Source organism: Pseudomonas sp. GM48 (genome assembly GCF_000282335.1).
Lineage (GTDB): Bacteria > Pseudomonadota > Gammaproteobacteria > Pseudomonadales > Pseudomonadaceae > Aquipseudomonas.
The window spans coordinates 36991-56201 of sequence record NZ_AKJM01000058.1; the positions used below are offsets into that span (position 1 = coordinate 36991).

15 protein-coding genes and 1 pseudogene are annotated in these 19211 nt (G+C 57.2%); 10 read left to right on the top strand and 6 right to left on the bottom strand.

Features of this window, described 5'->3' with window-relative positions; all coding sequences use genetic code 11:
• Positions 1-3 precede the first annotated feature (3 nt).
• Entirely contained in the window at positions 4-1008 is a 1005-nt protein-coding gene (locus PMI28_RS17735; RefSeq protein WP_007985615.1) for an ArsJ-associated glyceraldehyde-3-phosphate dehydrogenase, read from the bottom strand.
• A 67-nt stretch (positions 1009-1075) separates the two neighbouring features.
• Positions 1076-1426: a metalloregulator ArsR/SmtB family transcription factor gene (locus PMI28_RS17730; protein ID WP_007985617.1), complete on the bottom strand. Its 351-nt coding sequence runs from the start codon at positions 1424-1426 to the stop codon at positions 1076-1078.
• A 255-nt stretch (positions 1427-1681) separates the two neighbouring features.
• Here PMI28_RS17730 and PMI28_RS17725 point away from each other — a divergent pair, with 255 nt between their 5' ends.
• A complete protein-coding gene (locus tag PMI28_RS17725) occupies positions 1682-3547 on the top strand; it encodes an ABC transporter ATP-binding protein (RefSeq protein WP_007985618.1) in 1866 nt (621 codons plus the stop codon).
• A 164-nt stretch (positions 3548-3711) separates the two neighbouring features.
• Here PMI28_RS17725 and PMI28_RS17720 read toward each other — a convergent pair whose 3' ends face one another.
• Positions 3712-6609: a multicopper oxidase domain-containing protein gene (locus PMI28_RS17720; RefSeq protein ID WP_007985620.1), complete on the bottom strand. Its 2898-nt coding sequence runs from the start codon at positions 6607-6609 to the stop codon at positions 3712-3714.
• 455 nt (positions 6610-7064) lie between these two features.
• Positions 7065-7196: pseudogene (locus PMI28_RS29550) on the bottom strand (LysR family transcriptional regulator); the annotation flags it as partial.
• A 481-nt stretch (positions 7197-7677) separates the two neighbouring features.
• On the opposite strand from PMI28_RS29550, the gene PMI28_RS0128455 reads away from it, so the two are divergent.
• The 9 genes from PMI28_RS0128455 to PMI28_RS17680 all read left to right on the top strand — a co-directional run bounded on the left by PMI28_RS0128455 (position 7678) and on the right by PMI28_RS17680 (position 17781).
• Positions 7678-8076 (top strand): hypothetical protein, encoded by a 399-nt coding sequence (locus tag PMI28_RS0128455; protein WP_007985622.1) that lies wholly within the window; start codon positions 7678-7680, stop codon positions 8074-8076.
• A 554-nt stretch (positions 8077-8630) separates the two neighbouring features.
• A complete protein-coding gene (locus PMI28_RS17715; protein WP_238540680.1) occupies positions 8631-9050 on the top strand; it encodes a hypothetical protein in 420 nt (139 codons plus the stop codon).
• Between the two features lie 610 nt (positions 9051-9660).
• Complete coding sequence (locus PMI28_RS17710) at positions 9661-10731, top strand: alkene reductase (protein ID WP_007985627.1); 1071 nt, start codon at positions 9661-9663, stop codon at positions 10729-10731.
• An 11-nt stretch (positions 10732-10742) separates the two neighbouring features.
• Positions 10743-11579 carry a pirin family protein gene (locus PMI28_RS17705; RefSeq protein WP_007985629.1) on the top strand — a complete coding sequence of 279 codons (837 nt, stop codon included), beginning with the start codon at positions 10743-10745 and terminating at the stop codon, positions 11577-11579.
• A gap of 64 nt (positions 11580-11643) precedes the next feature.
• Positions 11644-12228 (top strand): isochorismatase family protein, encoded by a 585-nt coding sequence (locus PMI28_RS17700; protein ID WP_007985631.1) that lies wholly within the window; start codon positions 11644-11646, stop codon positions 12226-12228.
• Positions 12229-12396: 168 nt separating this feature from the next.
• Positions 12397-13902, top strand: coding sequence for an efflux transporter outer membrane subunit (locus tag PMI28_RS17695; protein WP_007985633.1), 1506 nt, complete (start codon positions 12397-12399; stop codon positions 13900-13902).
• Positions 13903-13906: 4 nt separating this feature from the next.
• Positions 13907-15094 (top strand): HlyD family secretion protein, encoded by a 1188-nt coding sequence (locus tag PMI28_RS17690; RefSeq protein ID WP_007985634.1) that lies wholly within the window; start codon positions 13907-13909, stop codon positions 15092-15094.
• 10 nt (positions 15095-15104) lie between these two features.
• Complete coding sequence (locus PMI28_RS17685) at positions 15105-16625, top strand: MFS transporter (protein WP_007985635.1); 1521 nt, start codon at positions 15105-15107, stop codon at positions 16623-16625.
• 37 nt (positions 16626-16662) lie between these two features.
• Complete coding sequence (locus tag PMI28_RS17680; protein WP_007985636.1) at positions 16663-17781, top strand: FAD-dependent monooxygenase; 1119 nt, start codon at positions 16663-16665, stop codon at positions 17779-17781.
• A 62-nt stretch (positions 17782-17843) separates the two neighbouring features.
• On the opposite strand, the gene PMI28_RS17675 is transcribed toward PMI28_RS17680, so the two are convergent.
• Both PMI28_RS17675 and PMI28_RS17670 read right to left on the bottom strand, forming a co-directional pair.
• Entirely contained in the window at positions 17844-18449 is a 606-nt protein-coding gene (locus PMI28_RS17675) for an isochorismatase family protein (protein ID WP_007985637.1), read from the bottom strand.
• Between the two features lie 25 nt (positions 18450-18474).
• Positions 18475-19209 (bottom strand): pirin family protein, encoded by a 735-nt coding sequence (locus tag PMI28_RS17670; RefSeq protein WP_007985638.1) that lies wholly within the window; start codon positions 19207-19209, stop codon positions 18475-18477.
• Positions 19210-19211 lie beyond the last annotated feature (2 nt).

Genomic DNA, 19211 nt, shown 5'->3' on the forward strand with positions numbered 1-19211 from the left:
CTGTTAACTGGCCAGGCCGACCAGCCTGGCCAGTTCGACAACACGGTTGGCGTACCCCCACTCGTTGTCGTACCACGCGTAGATTTTCACTTGGGTGCCGTTCACCACCATGGTCGAGAGTGCATCAATGATCGAGGAACGCGGATCGGTGCGGTAGTCGATTGAAACCAACGGGCGCTCCTCGTAGCCAAGGATGTTTTTCAGCGGGCCAGCGGCCGCCGCTTTGAGCAGGGCATTGACCTCATCCACCGAAGTCTCGCGCTCCACCTCAAATACGCAGTCGGTAAGAGAGGCATTGGCCAGCGGTACGCGCACGGCGTGGCCGTTCAGGCGGCCACGCAACTCTGGAAAAATCTCAGCAATCGCTGTCGCCGACCCGGTACTGGTCGGGATCAGGCTCATACCTGAAGCACGGGCTCGACGCAGGTCCTTGTGTGGCTGGTCGAGAATACTTTGGGTATTGGTCAGGTCGTGGATCGTGGTGATAGAGCCATGGCGAATACCCAGGTTTTCGTGGATCACTTTGACCACTGGAGCCAGGCAATTGGTGGTGCAGGATGCGGCGGTAACAATACGGTGCTGCGCCGGATCGAACAGGTGCTGATTGACGCCCATGACGATGTTCAGCGCCCCCTGTTCCTTCACCGGAGCACAAACCACCACGCGTTTCACACCATGTTCCAGATACGCCTGAAGCACGTCAACGGTCTTCATTTTGCCACTGGCCTCGATGACCAGGTCACAGCCGGACCAGTCAGTGTCGGCGATGGATTTGTTGGCTGTCACCCGCATGCGTCGACCGTCAATGACCACATAGTCGCCATCGGCGCTGGCTTCGTTATGCCAACGGCCGTGCACCGAGTCGAAATTGAGCAGATGCGCATGAGTGATAGCGTCGCCAGAAGGGTCATTGATTTGCACGAATTCAAACTCAGGCCAGTGCCAGGCCGCGCGCAAGGCAAGACGACCGATTCGACCGAAACCGTTGATACCTACTCTGATGCTCATAGCGTTGTTCTCTTTCGTGTGCTGTCTTCGGAGGGGCAGGACTGGCCTGATCGAATTGACTGTTACGTTAGCAGCAGACTGCCCTGCGCTCGGGGCGGCCACCCATCTGATCAAGGCGCTTTTCGTCCCGGCTCAGCCAGTGTCGGTTGGCTTCGAGTGTCACCTGGAGTATGTCGACGACCCACTGTGGAAGTTCAGGGTGCACTCGATAGTAAATCCATTGATCTTGACGGCGATTTTCGAGCAGGCCGCAGGCGCGCAACTGAGCAAGGTGGCGTGAAACCTTGGATTGACTGTCATCCAGCGCCCAGATCAGTTCACACACGCAGAGTTCGCCTTGCGCACAGAGCATCAGCATGATTCTGGTGCGGGTTTCATCACCCAGGCATTTGAAGACAGTGGCAGGCAGGAGGCTCATAGCACAGCTCGTATATTCGATAATGCGAATATACAGATATTGTTGAAATGAGAAAGCCGACTTTTTCAACAGAGTCGGCCGAAACCGACCAATTTATCCCTGCCGACCGGGTCTCTGGCAACGTACGAGAGCCCGCGCCCGGTAATCCAATCCTCAGCGCGACCTGCAAACAGCGCCAGATCTCAACTTCGCAAAACCCTCAAAGCAACCGTTCAATGGCAGAATCTCCTCAATTTGATCGATTTGGAGAACACCATGCTTCGTGCGTTTGAACGAAGGCTCGACCCCTTTCCTCCAGACGAGGTACCACCGCCACCCGACGGTCTGGCTCGCTTCCTGTGGGCCTGTACGCGGGGCGCCCGCGGTTACATCCTTGCGCTTGCGCTACTAAGTGCCGCTGTGTCGATTTACGAAGCCTGGCTGTTTTCCTTCCTCGGGCAGGTCGTGGACCTGCTCTCGACCTGGCAGGCCGGCGGTGAAGCGGCTGCTCAGGAAAGTCGCGTGTTGTGGGGCATGGGCATTGTAATGGTGACCAGTGTCGGGCTGGTGGCGTTGCGCACCATGGTGCAGCACCAGATATTAGCGATTAACTTGCCGTTGCGGCTGCGCTGGGACTTCCATCGCCTGATGCTGCGACAAAGCCTTTCGTTTTTTTCCGATGAGTTTTCCGGCCGAGTCACTACCAAGGTGATGCAGACTGCGCTAGCGGTGCGCGACGTGCTATTCACCCTGATCGAGATCGCACCCGGGATCGGCGTGTATTTCATTGCGATCATCGCACTGGCCGGCGGCTTCGCTCTGAAACTGATGCTGCCTTTCGTTGCCTGGGTCGTGTTGTTCGGCCTGGCCATGCTGTACTTCGTGCCCCGTCTGGGGAAAGTCGGGCAGGAACAGGCGAATGCGCGGTCGATGATGACCGGGCGTATTTCAGACGCCTACACGAACATCTCTACGGTGAAGCTGTTCTCCCACTCCAATCGTGAAGCGCACTTTGCGCGTGCAGCGATGGAGGATTTCAAGCAAACCGGTTTTCGCCAGATGCGCCTGGTAAGCCAGTTCGAGATCGTTAACCAGGCATTGGTGGTGGCGTTGATCATGGCAGCAGGTGGTTATGCCCTGTGGCTATGGCACCAGGGTGAGGTCGGCGCAGGTGCCGTGGCGGCAATCATCGCCATGGCGTTGCGTATCAATGGCATGTCGAACTGGATCATGTGGCAAATGACCTCGCTGTTCGAGAGCATCGGCACCGTACAGGATGGCATGGCGACGCTGACCTTGGGCACCAAGGTGCAGGACGCACCGGGTGCCGGCGTGCTAGTGACTTCCGGTGGCGCGGTAACCTTCGATAAGGTGAGCTTCAACTACAATGGCGAACGCCAGGTGCTCGATGGCCTGAGCCTGAGCATCCGCCCGGGTGAAAAAATCGGCCTGGTTGGCCGCTCTGGCGCCGGCAAATCCACGCTTATCAACTTGCTGCTGCGTTTCTATGACGTCGACAGCGGGGAGATTCGCATCGACGGCCAAAACATCGCACAAGTGACGCAAGACAGTCTGCGCGGCGCCATCGGCATGGTCACGCAGGATACCTCCCTGCTGCACCGTTCCATTCGCGACAACATCGCCTACGGCCGTCCTGATGCGACCGACGCGCAAATCCGCAGCGCCGCGGCCAATGCCCAGGCCGATGAGTTCATCAGCCAACTGAGCGACCGGCAAGGCCATACCGGCTACGACACCCTTGTGGGTGAACGGGGCATCAAGCTGTCGGGCGGCCAGCGCCAACGCGTCGCGATTGCCCGGGTTATGCTCAAGAACGCCCCGATCCTGCTTCTTGATGAGGCCACCAGCGCGCTGGACTCGGAAGTCGAAGTGGCCATTCAGGAAAGCCTCGATGAAATGATGCAGGGCAAGACTGTGATCGCCATCGCCCATCGGCTGTCCACGATTGCGGCCATGGACCGACTCATCGTCATGGATGACGGACGCATCATCGAACAGGGCACCCACACCGAATTGCTCGGGAAAAACGGCGTCTATGCGCGGCTATGGCAGCATCAAAGCGGCGGATTCCTGGGGGAGGATAAGGGAGTGGTCGAGGCGATGGATCAGGCGTCAGCGTGATCAGCGTAAATCAAAGGCATGTTTCTGGCCGATAGCTGCCTGACGCGATGGGCTGAAATCAACCCAAAGCCGACTGTGATGACAGGCGGCTTTGGGATTGAATCGGTCATGTAAGCGGTTTTTTGCGATTGCCGACGCCATGACCGGCCGTTTGATAGACGACGCTAGCCTTTGCCTTTGCCTCCGCTGCTGCCACTGCTACTGCCGCTGCCGCTGCCGCTGCCACTGCTACTTCCTTGGTCATTGTTGACCTTGACCTGTGGCCCGACGCCATCCCCCGTACGGAATGTCGGTAACGCCACCGAGTTCACGAATTTCACGCCGTCCCAGCTGGGCAAGGGTGTGGGCATCAATTGGAACTGGCCCGGGTGCTCAGAGTCCCAGCGCAGCAGCATCGACGTGTCCTCATGCTGGGTGTTGTGGCAGTGCTCCATGTAGGTACCGGCAAACTCACGGATGTGTATGGCCATTTCGACATCGTCGAGGCTGTCGGAATCGCGGCCTACACGGTAGATATCCTTGCGCGCGCCTTTTTCCCATTCTGGCGGCGGTTTGCCACCTCGAGTGAGAATGACCCCTTCCTCGAAGTGCACATGCACCGGGTGAGTCCAGCCATTGCCGCCGTTCTGGATCTTCCAGATTTCCAGCGTGCCTTCACCCTTGAACCCTGCCGGTGTCGGGCCAGTGGCCAGTTGTGGCGCGGCTGAAATCCGCCGCGGGTCCATGGGGAAGCCTTCGCCGCCATCGGTCTTGATCGTCCAGGGCGTCTCATCGGTGCCGTTGGAGCGGCCAAAGATAAAGGTGCGGTGCCGCGCCTGGGCAAGCCGGGCGATATCGGCAGGGTCATCACGGTGCAAGGGCAGGGGGATCATGACCTTGCCCTCGGGCTTGCCAGGCTTGGCGGGCTCGAAGTCGACCGGATTCAGGCTGACATCCTGGCCGGTGTAAGGCTGGACGTTGAGTTGCAGGAACAAGCCCACGCCCGGGTCACCGTTGACCCACTGTGGCCCGTGGCTGGTTTGCCTGACAACGGGCAGGTACTTCCCGGAGAGTACATCCGCCAATGGTATGTCACGTTTTGGACGCCTGCCGTTTTCATGCTCCTCAATGTTGACGAAGAAAATCTTGTCGCCCGGGTTGATGCCGTTTTTCGCGAAGTCGATGATGATGTCATAGCGTTCGGCAATGCCCAGTATCGGCAGAATGGCATTGTTATCCTGTGTGTCGCCGTCGCCATCGAGGTCCAGGCTGCCGTCGAACGGCACCGCGTGCTCCATGATATTGCCGTCGTTGGCAATCATGTGGAACGGCACCCGGTTATAGGAAACCCCGGAGTTGTTCGGGCCAGGAAACTCGCCGCCATTTCCGTTGACCTGACGCACCACCGCCAGCTTGAAGTAGCGAGAAACCGATCCGTCGAGAATGCGGAAACGGTAGCGGCGGGCACGTACGTCCAGGAAGGGTTTGAACTCCCAGTTGGTCAGCACCTGGTCACCGAGAAAACCGTCGGTGTTGAAGGGGTTGAACCACAACTGGCCGGCCTGGTCCCAGGCCTTGTCGGCGATCGTCAGGTTGATGTCGTAGTCACGGTTACCCCAGCCCAACGCCGAACCGCTGGGCATGCGCAGGTTGACCCCGTCGTCGACCGACTCGTTGCCACGGTCCACGGCGCTGTAGTAGTTCATCATCGTCGCGTTGCCCTTGTAGACATTCTGCGCGGTGAAATCGAGCATGTGGTCGTGGAACCAGTGGGTGCTCATGGTTTCGCGCCAGTCGCCACGGATCTTGATGGTGCCGTGATCGCAGGTCTTGAAGCCGGGGGTGGTGTCGTTGACGAACAGGATTTCACCGGGGTCGCACGGGAACGCTGCCCGTGGGTCCTGGGCAGTGGTGTTGATGGTGTCGTAACCGGCCAACTGGATCGGCCAGCGATAGTCGTAGTACTGGCCCGGGAAGAAGAACGCGTTGGTAAAGCCGTCGCTTTCCGCCGGAGTGTGCCCGTTATGTTCATGGGTGGTGAGGGTGTGCAGGCCGAAGCCCCGGTTGGCCGACGGGTCAATGGGCAAGGCATCGTAATGACGCATCAGCATCGCTTGGCCGTAGCGCACCTGGAGCAGTTTGGGCGGAAAGGTGCCGTCGAATGTCCACAGCGCATTGTGGTCCTGGACAGGGAGGTTGGGGTGAAACTGCACCTGAATGCCCTTGGTGGTGCCCTCGTTGGCCGGCTCGCCATTGGTGTTGTGATAGAGCCCGCCGGGCGCGAATTCCCCCACGGCGTAGTTATGCCGTTGCATGCGATCACGCAAGCCGCTGTTGACGTGCGCGCCGGCTTGCACCGTCTTGAAGGCGTCGCGCGGGAAAAACTCATTGAAACGCTGGTGCGACCAGCCTTTTCCCGGTGGCCGGCCTTCTGCGGGCGAATCGACCCGGCGGTTGAGGAAAAGCTCGATCTGCGCCTTCCAGGGGTTGCGGTCCAGCACATTGGAGAACTCTGTCGGGAAGGGCGTCAATGCCGGCTGCCTGAGAAAGGCATCCAGCGCATCCGGCGACGGGCCGCTACGCGCCACGTTCAATGGATCTTGCGCCGGTGCGGGGCCCACCGTGGGAACCGGAAACGGAACCGGTGATGGCGGGTCGGTCGCATCCAGTTTGTTCGAGCCGAATTCCTCGAAAAGTTCAAGCTTCTGGGTGAACGGTTGAGCCCCGAACAACGGGCTGGGATTACCGTTAGTGGGGATATTGAAGCTGGTTTGCTGATCGGGTGGCAGCACATTGTCGACCAAGGGGGTCTGGCGGTTACCGGTCACACCATTGGGTAAGTCGAAGGCCCCGACGTTGGCGGGAGGCAGCTTGAGCAAGTCCCGCAATGCGGCATCGGGGTCGGCGGGCGGATTGGTGAACGCCGATGGGTCGGTAGGAGGCGGTGGATCGGTGTTGTCGAGGGGGACTGCCTGGGTCCGGGAAAAGCCCAGCCCCAATATGATCACGGCAGCAGAGATACTCAGCGCCAGCCTGGTTTTGAACAATGGACTAGGTTTCGAACTTGCGGTATCTAGTTTCATCGCAAACACCTCTGACGGGTTCCTCGGAGCGCGTGGCAATATGGGGGCAACGAGCCACGACTTCCTGGCCCGGCTGGCGAAACGCTGGATTTCGAGCAGGGATATTGACGACGCAACTTTCCTGCCAAAAATGACAGGAAGTGACCAGTGGCTCTACGCCATACCTCCTTGTCTGCTGGCTTTGAGCAGGCGCATGAGAAACCGGGGTGAAAGCCCCGATGGCGGGGAATATTCCCCAATATAGGGTGCGATTGTGGTTTTTTTGGGGCTACGAGAAGTGGCCACTTTATGAATGTATCGATGGCCGCTTGTGGCTTTTGCTGCCGTTCATGGAGGACGACTATTGGCCGATTTCTGCCTGTCACGATTGGCCGAAATCACCAACCCATTGCTGACATTTAGGATTGCTGAAGTCAGCCCAAAGTAGCCCCTGGGCGTTACCGAGTCGCTCAGCGTACGGTTTCGATGCGCTTGCCCTCCAGGGACCAGGGGCGGTGCACAAGGTCCGAAAGGATCGCAACTCCGCTGCCGTTGGCCACCATGCTGCGCACTGCTTCCACAGAGCTGGTGCGCACGCAAACGTTGGGCGATATAGGAAGATGAAGTAATAAAGTAGGAGGAGGGCGGGTTGGGATAGTAGTCTTGCTGCTTGCATCGCAGATGCACGCTTATATAACGTCATAGCCAGGATCGTGAAGGACTCCGAGGTTACTTATCAGCGGGCTACATATAACTAAACTAAACAGTCATTTAGCATAGTTATAATCTATAGTTATCAATAGAAGAGGTTAGCTCATCCTTGTGCGCTACCTTCCAAATTTGTACGGTATCTTTCAAGGGCACGCATAATCGGAACGTGTAATCGGTAACAAGCCCCGTAAATCAAGGGCTCCAGCCATCTGCGACGGCCATTCAAAGGAGTATGCAATGGGTCATTTTCCAAGCTGGATGCTTCAAAACGCTCACAATTACCTGAGCTGCTGAAGTTTTGGACACGCAGAACCTGCCGCACGCTGCCCAAGTCAACGCGGCGATTGGTATGGAATCCTGCTCAAGAGCTTTATTTCTGTGCCTGACCAGCATCAAGGTACATCCGGCGAAACCTACAAACTCGACGCCGTAGCGTTGGCCGCAGCTCACCAGCATCTGCAAAGCGCTGACAAAACCAGCCATAAAAACCCTGATAGGCATGATTTGTTGACGTTGTTCCATGCGATGCCCGAAGCGATTCGTCGCAGCTTGGCCCTGGACAGTCAGGAAGATTCCTTCGAGAGATACCGCGACGTGTTCACCAACAGCCGATATCCGTATGAGTCGAGCAGCTGGAAATTTTCCGATCCGGTACTGATGAGATTACTGCGGTGGACGCTGGCCAACGTGGTTGGCTATTACAAGGAGCAAGGTTCGCAGGATCCATACGTCCTGGATTACATCGCTGAGGTGCAGGCACGAGCTGCAGGAGAGTGATCGAGGCCTGGGCCTGGCTTCAAATCTGTCCTGTCACTGCCCGCAACAAGCTATAGGATGCTTCGCATAATGTATATTATGTTAAACAATATGTTTAAACGGAACGCCCTGCCTTCATGTCTGTGGAAGAACGCCGGACTAAAAAGTTGAAAACTAGAAAACTAATTTTTTGAAAAAACGGATAGTACGCCGAAGGAAATTTTTAGATAAAACTGGAAGGAAACGGTTGTTAACCTGCTTCTGAGCGCTATCTATCAATTACTTCGCCCCCCCATACGGACTTCTATCTTGCTGCCGCCGTATCAGGAAATTATTTCGAAAGTGCCTCCGTATCAGGATGTTCCTTCTCAGATGCCGCGCAATCCGCTGTTTACTTCTGAAAACAATGAAACTATTGCTCTGATGCTCAGCAAAAGGACTGTTCTTGAGAAAAATATTGCACACTCCCAATCAGAGCCGTTCCTGGAATCACCTTTTCCGTATACGCATGCATCTGGTGTTGACTGCCCTATGTCCAATGGCGGATCGTGTTTTTTTGCTCAATGGATCCTACTATGGCTGCGCATCGGGATACCGCCTTTCGGGAGCAGCAAATGCTCGAGCTCGCGAAGAAAGCCATCCTCGATAGTGGTGACTTTCTCTCTCTGGACCAAACTGCTCAGCGACTTGGCCTGCCCCCTACGACTCTGGATGAATGGGAAGCTGAAGGACAGATTTTTTCAATACAGCACGCGGGCTGCTCATTGTTTCCAAAATATGCCTTCCAGGACGTTGCTGGGCACGAGCCGGTACCTGATCTGAAGGTGATACTCGATGTATTGAGAACGACAAAAGATGAATGGGGAATCGCATTTTGGTTTGCCTCTAGCAACGGATTCCTCGGAAGCCATCGACCGCAGGAAATGCTTTGTTCGGATGCCGATAAGGTGATGCTTGCGGCCAGAGATGAGGTCTCAGGTATTACCCACGGATAGACAAGAAGGGTTCGACACATGTGTAATAACCGATAACTGTCAGACACGGATATTGCATAGCGACCCGTGAGACACACAAGCTAGTGCCATCCGCACCGCTTTGGACCATTTATATCACGCCCCCTCAGCCGCAGTTCGACACCTTCGGTGGTTTCCACAAGCTCAATTTTCTCCAGCTCAGCAACGAGCGTCTTACTGTCCAGCAATATCTCAAGAGAGTCCGTAGTGAATCCTGATTGGTGGCCATTCAATTGCAACGATTCTAAACATGAGCGCAAATTGACGGTCGAGACGATGAGCAATCGCTCCTAGCGTACTTACTATATGGCCCAGGGATCTGCCGCTCGTGTGAGAGACGAGTACGTCGGGCGTTATCTCGAGAATATCGCCCCTCCCTAAAGCTCTCTCCCCTGCCCTCATCACAGGAACAAACGCCGCTGATTACCATGCTGAAGGTCGCGCATGAAGGTTCAGCTCAATTTTCTGACCGCTATCGCGGAATCCACTAGAGAAATTGCTCCAATGGTGGATCAGTCAATTCAATTCTACCCAGTTTATCCCGGATCAGGATTGATCAATGATGGCTCCATCACTACTGAGGAGCCCCCCAATGAATTCTCTCTTTTCTCAAGTCCAAGTCAGTCGCTACACCCTCTCCAACCGCATGATCATGGCCCCGATGACGCGCTCACGCGCCGACGATGACGGCGTGCCAAGCGAACTGGTCGCGACTTACTACGCACAGCGTGCCAGTGCCGGCCTGATCATCAGTGAAGGCGTGTTCCCCATTGCAATGGGCAAGGGTTATGTCCGTACCCCTGGTATCGAAACCACCGAGCAGGTCGCTGCGTGGAAGCACGTCACTGAGGCCGTGCATGCTCGTGGCGGACGGATTTTCATGCAGTTGATGCACAGCGGTCGCATTTCGCACCCTTCGTTGCTGCCGAATGGCGCCCTGCCCCAGGCACCTTCCGCGATCAAACCCGCTGGCCAGACCTGGACCGCGACGGGCCTTCAGGATTTCGTTACCCCCCATGCACTCAGCGTGGTTGAGATTGCCGCGGTCATTGAAGGCTATCGTCAAGCAGCGCGCCTGGCCATGGAAGCTGGCTTCGACGGTGTCGAGTTGCATGCCGCGTCAGGCTACCTGCCTGAACAGTTCCTCTCGACTGGCAGCAATCAGCGTACGGATGAATACGGTGGATCGGTTGAAAACCGTGTGCGCTTTGTATTGGACGTGCTGTCCGCTATCGCGACGGAAATCGGTGGTGACCGGGTGGGTCTAAAGATCTCGCCTGAAATGAATTTCAACGACATCGTCGATGCCAACCCGCAAGAAACATACACCTATCTGGTCGAACACCTGCATGGGCTGAATCTCGCCTATCTGCACGTCGCCCTGTTCGGCGCCAATGTCGACTACCACGCCTTGTTACGTCCACTGTTTGACGGCAGCTACCTGATCGGTGGCGGACTCGATCAACACTCCGCCGAATCCCTGATCGCTGACGGCCGCGCCGATGCTGCCGTATTTGGCAGCGCATTCCTCGCCAACCCGGATCTGCCTGAGCGTTTTCGCACAGGCGCTGAGCTCAATGTTCCGGACAAGAATTCGTTCTACGCACCGGGTGCGCAAGGGTACATCGACTACCCGACTTTGCCCGCAGCGCAACGCGTCTGAGGAGCACAGTCATGTCACCCATTGCACGTCTGCAACGCATGAATCACGGCAGTCAGTTCCGGGCTTTCAGTCTGCGTGGAAATCAGTTCGCCAAGCCTATCGACCCCTTCCTTGCTGTCGATCATGCCTGGATCAGCGGGCCAACGTTTCCACCACACCCGCATGCCGGTTTCTCAGCTGTGTCCTATCTGTTTCTAGATTCCGAGACCGGAATTGAAAACCGGGACGCGCTGGGTAATCGCAACCTGATTAAACCCGGTGGGCTGCATTGGACGGCGGCGGGTAAAGGTGTGGTGCATGAGGAGGTACCGGCCGAACCGGGTAAGACGGTGCACATGCTGCAAATTTTTATCAACTTGCCGCAGGAGCGCCAAGCAGACGCGCCGTTTGCGCTCACTCTCGAAGCGCAGGAAGTGCCCGTGGTGCGATTGCCTGGGGTCAAGGTGCGCGTGCCACTGGGCAGTTTCGCTCAGGTGTCGTCGCCCTTGTCGGTACCCACCGAAGTCAGCGTGCTGGACATCTCTCTTGAGGGGGGCGCTGAAGTCAGCGTCCCGATCCCCGAAGGTCATGTGGCGTTCGTGATGCCGATTGACGGCGAAGTGGTGGTCGACGGGCTTCCCTTCAATCTCAGCGAACTCACGCTGCCGGTGAGTCTACCCCTGCGTGACGATCGCGTGGTTGGGTTAAGCGCTCCTAGGGGTAACGCCAAGGCCGTGTTGTTTTCTGGTGTCCCGTTGAATCAACCCGTGTATTGGCAAGGACCACTGGCGCTTGCCTCTCAGCACGCGCTGGCTGAAGCCATTGACAGCTATCAGCGTGGTGCATTCGGAAAGCTGCAACCTCGTTGATAAATCGAAACAGTCCCAAATCCGAGGCGTTAGGTGCCCCGACTTTACTGCCAGGAGAATCATCATGACCTACGAAAAATTCAGTGCTGACAATGCCGCCTTGCTGTTGATCGACCATCAGGTGGGGACCATGGGCTGGGTAAAATCCATTCCCTTCGAAGAACTCAAACGTAATGCGCTGATGCTCGCCAAAGCGGCGGCTATCCTGAAGCTTCCGGTGGTCCTGACCTCCAGCATGGAAGAGTACGCTCAGGGACCGCTGCTGAGTGAACTAGAGCAAATCCTCCCGGCCCAATTTGCTTCCCGCATCAAACGCCTGCTTATCGTCAACCCCATGGACGATGAACACTTCGCCGCCGCCGTCAAAGCCACGGGCCGTGAAAAACTGATCATTGCCGGTGTCACCAATGACGTGTGCACGGTCTATACGGCGCTGAGTCTGGTACGCGAAGGGTATGACGTTCAGGTGGTGGCCGACGGTGGTGGTTCACCAAGTGTGATGGCCGATGACATCGCCCTGCGGCGGATGGATAAGGGCGGTGTGACGCTGACCACCACCCTCCAGCTGATTGCGGAACTCGCCGGAAGCTGGGCGACTCCAGAAGGCGTGCAGTTGGTGCCGGTACTCATGGAAGCGCTGCAAGGTTAACGACGTTTCTGGCTGGCAGCACCTCCAATTCCGGTTCTGCCACCCTGCAACGCCGCACAACCTTTGATCAAAGCGGCCCCCACCACACATCCCGGAGATGGGCCACTGCGTTCCGTGTCATGGCACACATCGCAACGCCCCGCCTTGCCGAGTCGGAGAATATCGCTCATGAACAGCCCCAATGCACAGGGTCCAACGGATGTTCGATCTACTAATCGGCTCGCCCCACGAGCGTCGTTGGCGATGATGTTGGTCCTGCTCGCCGGATGCTCCTTCAGTGACCTGAAGCCGCAGTCACATCTGCTCAAGCCAACTGATGTCAGCCAGACACTCGCCGACAGTGCAGTCTCGCTGTCCCCGGCGGCCTGGCCCACTGAAAACTGGTGGATCAGTTTCAAGGATCCGCAACTCGATGCTTTGATCAAGGAGGCTTTGGCGAACAGCCCTTCCCTGCGATCAGCGGCGGCGAAAGTACGTCAGGCCAACGCTCTGGAGGCTATCGAAGGCGCCGGGTTACTGCCTCATGTCGATGCTGCGATGAGCTCGACCCGCGAGCGCTTCAGCTCCAACGGCACCACGCCTGTGCCGGTAAGGGGCACTTGGCAGAATGTCAATCAGGCCACCCTGAATGTGGGTTATGAGCTGGACTTCTGGGGCAAAAATCGTGCGGCCGTTGAAGCCGCCGTAGGCCGTCGACATGCACTTGAAGTTGATGAGCGTGCGGCGGTGCTGTTGCTATCTGCATCGATCGTGCAAACCTACATTGCGTTGCAGAACAGCTATGAACAAATGGATGTGGCTCAAACACTGTTGCTGCAGCAGGAGCAAATCGAGAAACTGACTCGGCAGCGATTCGCAGCTGAACTGGATACTCAGATCGATATCAAGCAGTCCCAGGCTTCCCTGCCCGCCAGTAGAGCCAATATTGCCGCACTGAAAGAATTGATCGAACTCAACCAGAACAAACTCGCTTCCTTACTGGGCAAGGGTCCTGACCGGGGACGGACAATCACAAGACCCCATCTTCAGTCCAGCAATACCGTGGTGCTGCCGACCAATCTTCCCGCCGAGTTGATCGGTCATCGTCCTGACGTTGTTGCGCAACGTTGGCGCGTCGAAGCCTCGGGCCATGAAATCGATGTGGCAAAAGCTCGTTTCTATCCCGACGTTAACCTGACGTCATTCATCGGTCTGCAAAGTCTTGGTTTTGATACTTTCAGCGAGCGCAGCAGCCGCATAGTCGGATTCGCCCCTGCGATCAGCCTCCCCATCTTCGAAGGCGGTCGATTGCGCGGGAACCTGGACGCCCAGGACGCTGCATACGATCTGGCGGTCGAGAACTACAACCAGACAGTCATCGATGCCCTGCGCGATATCGCCGACCAGTTGTCTTCACTGCGTTGGTTAAAAGAACGCCTGGCTCAGCAGAATGAAGCCGTAGCCACTGCACAGGCAGCCGCCGACCTGGTGAACAAACGGTACGCAGCGGGACTGGCAACCTATCTGCAGGTACTGGCAACTGAGAACTCAACGTTGACCGAAACACGTCAACTGGTTGATCTGAAATCCAGAGCACTTTCCCTTCAGGCCAATCTGAGCCGGGCGTTGGGGGGCGGCTACATGCCCAAAATCCTTGCCCCCGAAAACGCCTCTCCCTCCTTGGCAGGTAATTGATGTTATGACTACAGAATCGCCCTCCCCAGCCGCCACTCAACAGCGAACATTGTACCGCCCCATATGGCTGCTGATTGTGGCCATAGCCTTTCTGGTCGCCGCCTTGTGCGTTGCCTACCTGATGAGACTGGATTCCGAATCCACCGACGATGCCTATGTCGACGGCAATGTTGTTCAGGTGACTTCACAAGTCAGCGGTACGGTGACGGCAATCAGCGCCGACAACACCGATCATGTCGACACCAACTCGCCACTGGTGACATTGAACGCCGTGGATGCCGAAATCCAGTACGAGCGCGCCACGTCGAACCTGGCTCGCGCAGTTCGTCAGGCACGCACCCAGTACTATCAGGTCCAGCAACTCCAGGCTGAAGTCGACCAGCGTCAAACCGACGTACGCAAGGCCCAGGAGGATGTACGTCGACGCAGTCAACTCGCCGCTAGTGGTGCCGTCTCTCGTGAAGAGATCAGTCACACCGCAGATGTACTCAAAAACGCTGTCGCGGGGCTTGAGGGCACCAAACACGCCCTCGCCGTTCGGCTCGCAATGGTCGATGGCACCACACTTCCTACTCACCCGGATGTGCTGGTGGCGGCAAGCAACCTGCGTGATGCTTACATCGCCTTGCATCGCACCCAAATCTATTCGCCGGTTACAGGTGTAATCACCAAACGCACTGTGCAGGTCGGACAAAAAATCACTCCGGGCGTAGCGCTGATGTCGGTGGTGCCTGTTGATCAAGTCTGGGTCAATGCCAACTTCAAGGAATCGCAGATTGAAGACTTGCGTATTGGCCAACCCGTTGAACTGCGCGCGGATGCCTACAGCCGCAGCGTCATATTCCACGGGATCATTATCGGCCTGGATGCCGGTACCGGCAGTGCTTTCTCCTTGCTGCCAGCTCAGAACGCTACTGGCAACTGGATCAAGGTGACTCAACGGGTGCCGGTACGGATCGCCTTGCGGCCACAGGAAATCGCACAAAATCCTTTGCGCCTGGGTTTGTCCATGCGGGTTTCAGTCGATACCTCCGATCGCAATGGCCCTGTCCTGAACAAGACTGCTGCACAACAACCGGTTTACAGCACCGAGATTTTCAAGAACGAACTTCAGGACGCCAATGAAGTGGTGGAACGCGTGATCAGTGCCAATGAGGGCAGTGACCATGACCCCAAAAACCTGAAATTTTGACGGGGGGATCATGTACAGAAAACACGCTGCCTTGTTGTTCACTGTGGGCCTGCTCTGTGCGCTGGAATATTTGCAGGCGGGCATGATCGCTTTTGCCAATGCACCGATTCGCGGCGAAATCGAGGCCAGCCCCGAAGAATTCAGTCTGGTTGCCGCCCTGTATGCCTGTATCGCTGTGGTGGTGATTTCGAAACAGCACTGGTTGACGGAGCGCCTGGGCTGGCGCAATTTCATGCTCGGCTCAATCAGCATTTTCGTACTGGGCGCTTTTGTGTGTGGCGTGAGCGTTGATTTGACCAGCTTCACCGTAGGCCGAGTCGTCATGGCCTTGGGTGGAGCCTCGTTCATGACTTCGGCACGCCTCATGATCAACCTGCTTCCCCCCGGCCCTGGCCGGTTCACGGGAATCAAAGTATTTGCCACGGGGCTCGCTGGCGGGACGGCTGCGGCGCCTTTCATCTCGTCGTTGGTGGTTGCCGAAAATACCTGGCACGCAATCTTCTGGATATTGATCGCCGGTGCTCTGGTTGCAGCAGCACTTTGCGTGCGTTTTCTGCCGACGAGCCCTATCCCCGAAGAGGACCGAACCCCCTCAAGCCTGGCAAGCATTCTCTTGTTGTCGGTCAGCAGTTTCTTTCTGCTCTACATTTTACAGCGGTCCTACTACGACTTTTATAACGACACCTTCATCCTCGTCGGTTGCGCACTCTTGGCAGCACTGGGCGTGTACACCTTCTTCCACGCGGAGCACAACAAGGCAAAGCCCTTCCTGAAGGTCAGAGACTTGATGCAGCCTCGTTACCTCCAGGGCGTGGCGCTGTTTTGCTACGCCTACGTTGTACTGGGCGCCAACAACTACATCTTGCCGTACTTCCTGCAAACAGGATTGGGCTACTCCTGGGATACCATCGGTACATTCCAGGCTATCGGACTGACCGGCACCCTGGCCACCTGGGTCATCATGGCGACTCTCCTTCCAAAGTACCCTGCCCCTAAGAAGTTCTTCATTCTGGGATTCATTGCGCTGGGTGGCTTTGGCTGGCTGCTGTCCTCGCTGACGCCCAGCGCCAGTCTGTGGTCGAACATTCTGCCGGCATTGATTCTCAATGGATGCTTTGTGATGTTGGTGATGTCGACCGCGGCCATGCAAACCTTTCGGGACGTGATGCAAGAGGAGAAGCTCTTCGCGCATGCCTATCAGATCAAAAACATGATGGGACAGATCGCCATGGCGATTGGCACCACGGCCGCCACACTGTTCCTGCAATGGCGTACGACCCTGCATTACAACAACCTCAACGTGCATTTCAGCGCCAGCGACCCTCTCTATGTGGAGCAAACTCAACAACTGGCGCAAGCACTGTCATCCGAAGTGGGCGCCGCGACAGCGAACCAAATCTCGGTGGCGATGCACGCACAAATGCTGCAGCAGCAATCGACCCTGGTCGCCAGTCTGGAATATTTCTGGGTCGTGATCGGCGTGGCGGTGATCGCGCTGATCATTTCAGTCACGCAGAAGACTTTCAGATGAACCAGAATACCTTCACGAATGCGGGTGCATACACGCGATGAACACTACACCCCCGGAAATCATTATTGTCGGCGGATCCCTTGCCGGCCTCACGCTGGCGCTCGCTTGTGCGACCAGGGGCGTGCCCGTTCGTGTCGTTGAGCGTTCTGTGGGGCGCGTGCACGGTGGAGACAGCCTGAGTATCGATCTGGAACTGCTCGCGACGACGGCTGGTCATGATCCGCGGGCTGCGCCCATTTTGCCCGTGGTCCCCGCCTATCGCGAATTGACGACCTGGCCTGCGCTTTACAGCTGGCTACGGGACCGGGCTGTCGCAACGCCAGGCATCGTCCTCGAAGAAGGCAACGCTGTCACCTTGGTCACAGACCTTGGCGATCGGGCACAACTCTCCTTTGCCGACGGAACCCAGAGGGTTGCCGCCGCGGTGATCGGTGCGGACGGATATCGCAGCATCGTTCGCCAGGCGGTCACGCCCGACGCACCGCTTGCCCGCTACGCCGGTTATCTCGTGTGGCGTGGACTGGTCGAGGAGCGAACGCTGACGCGTCCCGTCCCCTGGCCATCGGATGGCGGCCTATGGATTGAGTTTGTGGGTGGATATCGTCTGGTTGCTGCAGTCCTTCCTGGTCGCGACGGCTCGATGGAGCCAGGTCAGCGTCAAGTCACATTCGCATGGTTCGATGTGCATCAGGAAGCATTGCTCCGTCGCACCGGCTGCCTGACTGCCGATGGCCACATCGTGGGCACACTTGGGCGCGGCACGATCGGCGAAGACGTGAGGTCTGAACTAGTCGCCCTGATCCCACAGGTCTGGCCTGAGATGTGGGCGGATGCAGTGACTGTCGGCGTGCGCTCAGCGAATGTATTGAGCGGCGCTCCGATTGCCGAATACAAGCCGCAGCGGTTGGCTCGTGGCGCACTGGCAATCATCGGGGATGCTGCTCACGTCGTTTCTCCGATGACCGGGCGCGGCTTTTTGACCGGAGTGGAAGATGCGGCGTTGCTGGCCCGAATGCTCGCAGACCGAGGCGCAGACGAACCCTTTGCCGCGGTGTTGGCCCGCTATGAGCAAGCACGATTACCCTTCGTCCGCGGGCTGGTTACTCATTCAAACCGGATCAGCGCCGAATATGTTCGTTATGCGGCAGCCAACTGATCGGTGAACTCTCCCATTGCCCGAAGCGTCACGCGCTTCGGGCAATGTGACGGGCTCGTGCTTTATTGGATGCCAGCCCCCAAGGCCGGGAATACATCGGTGAACAACAAGCCAATCAGTTGCTGTCCGTTAGGTGTGGACCAGTCCTGTCCGATCTCCGCCATGAGTGTATTGGTGGCGGTGAGCACGACGCCAGCATCGTGCATTCGTTGACGGGCGAACTCTTCGGAAAGATCGCTGGGCGAGCCCGAAGCATCCAGCACGGCCTGCACGGCAAAGCCTTCGAGCGCAGCATCGATTGCCGGAAAGATAAGACAAACGTCGGTGGTCACACCGGCCATGATCAGATGCTTGCGCCCAGTGGCAAGCACCGCATCGCGGAAGTCGGCGTATTCCCAGGCGTTGACCACACCTGGACGCTTGATACGTGCTGCGTGCGCTTCTGGAAGCACCTTGGCGATTTCCGGGAGAATCGGGCCCTGGGCATGATCTTCCTGGCTGGACGTAATCACGACCGGCATGTTGAGTATCTTCGCCATCTTGGCCAGCGCAATCGACTGTTTCGCGGCAAACTCACGGTCTATGTTTTTGATCAGTTGCATCGTGCCGACCTGATGGTCGATCAGCAACAACGCGGCGTTCTCTGCAGTGAATCGTACGTCAGCCATAGTACAAATCCTCGTTTCGTTGGGTTCAAACAAAGGGTAGCGGAGGTCCGCTGAACAGCACTACGTTGGCACTTCCCTGCGGGGCTCTTAACTTGACCTCGCGTGGAACATCTTGCGCCGGGAACACCGGAAGCTTCAGATCCTCACGATCGAAGCGCTGGGCCGCCACCTCCACCGTGCCCTCAATTGGCATGATGAACATGCTGTGGCCTGCGGCAATCGGCACACTCAGTTCAGCCCCCGCCTCCAGCGTGATGTCGAGCATCGTAACTTCGGTCGGTGGACTCAGCGGGGAGCTCATTTCACGATAGCTCCCCAACGGTACCCGCACCTTGGCACCTGGTACGTGCATAACCGGCACATCCTGCGCTTCGAGTATCAGCGGGAACGGCGCGATGTCCCTGCGTGAGGGGGCAAGAGCGACGAAGATCTGCAGTCCGTGCACCGTTTTTCCGGTTTCAGCCGGGACCTCCTCATGCGCCACGCCACGACCGGCGGTCGTCCAGTGCAAACCGCCTGGTTGAATCACATTCTGGGTTCCGATCGAGTCACGATTGGCCATCCCGGTCTCGGAATCCAGAAGCAGATAGGACAGCGCCGAAATTCCGGCGTGCCGGTGTGGCGCAAAGGTCGGTGCATTCATCCAGTAGTGGTCGACCCCGATGAAGGGGGAGATCAACTCTGGTTCGGTACGCAGACCGTAACCGTGGAAATGGCTGCCTAGATTGGCGCGATTAAGCTGGGCGATAACGACAGACATGA

What these genes read in the sequence shown, in the direction of transcription:
- PMI28_RS17735 (WP_007985615.1), bottom strand. Translation starts at nt 1,008, where the DNA reads ATGAGCATCAGAGTAGGTATCAACGGTTTCGGTCGAATCGGTCGTCTT.
- PMI28_RS17730 (WP_007985617.1), bottom strand. Translation starts at nt 1,426, where the DNA reads ATGAGCCTCCTGCCTGCCACTGTCTTCAAATGCCTGGGTGATGAAACC.
- PMI28_RS17725 (WP_007985618.1), top strand. Translation starts at nt 1,682, where the DNA reads ATGCTTCGTGCGTTTGAACGAAGGCTCGACCCCTTTCCTCCAGACGAG.
- PMI28_RS17720 (WP_007985620.1), bottom strand. Translation starts at nt 6,609, where the DNA reads ATGAAACTAGATACCGCAAGTTCGAAACCTAGTCCATTGTTCAAAACC.
- PMI28_RS17715 (WP_238540680.1), top strand. Translation starts at nt 8,631, where the DNA reads ATGGCTGCGCATCGGGATACCGCCTTTCGGGAGCAGCAAATGCTCGAG.
- PMI28_RS17710 (WP_007985627.1), top strand. Translation starts at nt 9,661, where the DNA reads ATGAATTCTCTCTTTTCTCAAGTCCAAGTCAGTCGCTACACCCTCTCC.
- PMI28_RS17705 (WP_007985629.1), top strand. Translation starts at nt 10,743, where the DNA reads ATGTCACCCATTGCACGTCTGCAACGCATGAATCACGGCAGTCAGTTC.
- PMI28_RS17700 (WP_007985631.1), top strand. Translation starts at nt 11,644, where the DNA reads ATGACCTACGAAAAATTCAGTGCTGACAATGCCGCCTTGCTGTTGATC.
- PMI28_RS17695 (WP_007985633.1), top strand. Translation starts at nt 12,397, where the DNA reads ATGAACAGCCCCAATGCACAGGGTCCAACGGATGTTCGATCTACTAAT.
- PMI28_RS17690 (WP_007985634.1), top strand. Translation starts at nt 13,907, where the DNA reads ATGACTACAGAATCGCCCTCCCCAGCCGCCACTCAACAGCGAACATTG.
- PMI28_RS17685 (WP_007985635.1), top strand. Translation starts at nt 15,105, where the DNA reads ATGTACAGAAAACACGCTGCCTTGTTGTTCACTGTGGGCCTGCTCTGT.
- PMI28_RS17680 (WP_007985636.1), top strand. Translation starts at nt 16,663, where the DNA reads ATGAACACTACACCCCCGGAAATCATTATTGTCGGCGGATCCCTTGCC.
- PMI28_RS17675 (WP_007985637.1), bottom strand. Translation starts at nt 18,449, where the DNA reads ATGGCTGACGTACGATTCACTGCAGAGAACGCCGCGTTGTTGCTGATC.
- PMI28_RS17670 (WP_007985638.1), bottom strand. Translation starts at nt 19,209, where the DNA reads ATGTCTGTCGTTATCGCCCAGCTTAATCGCGCCAATCTAGGCAGCCAT.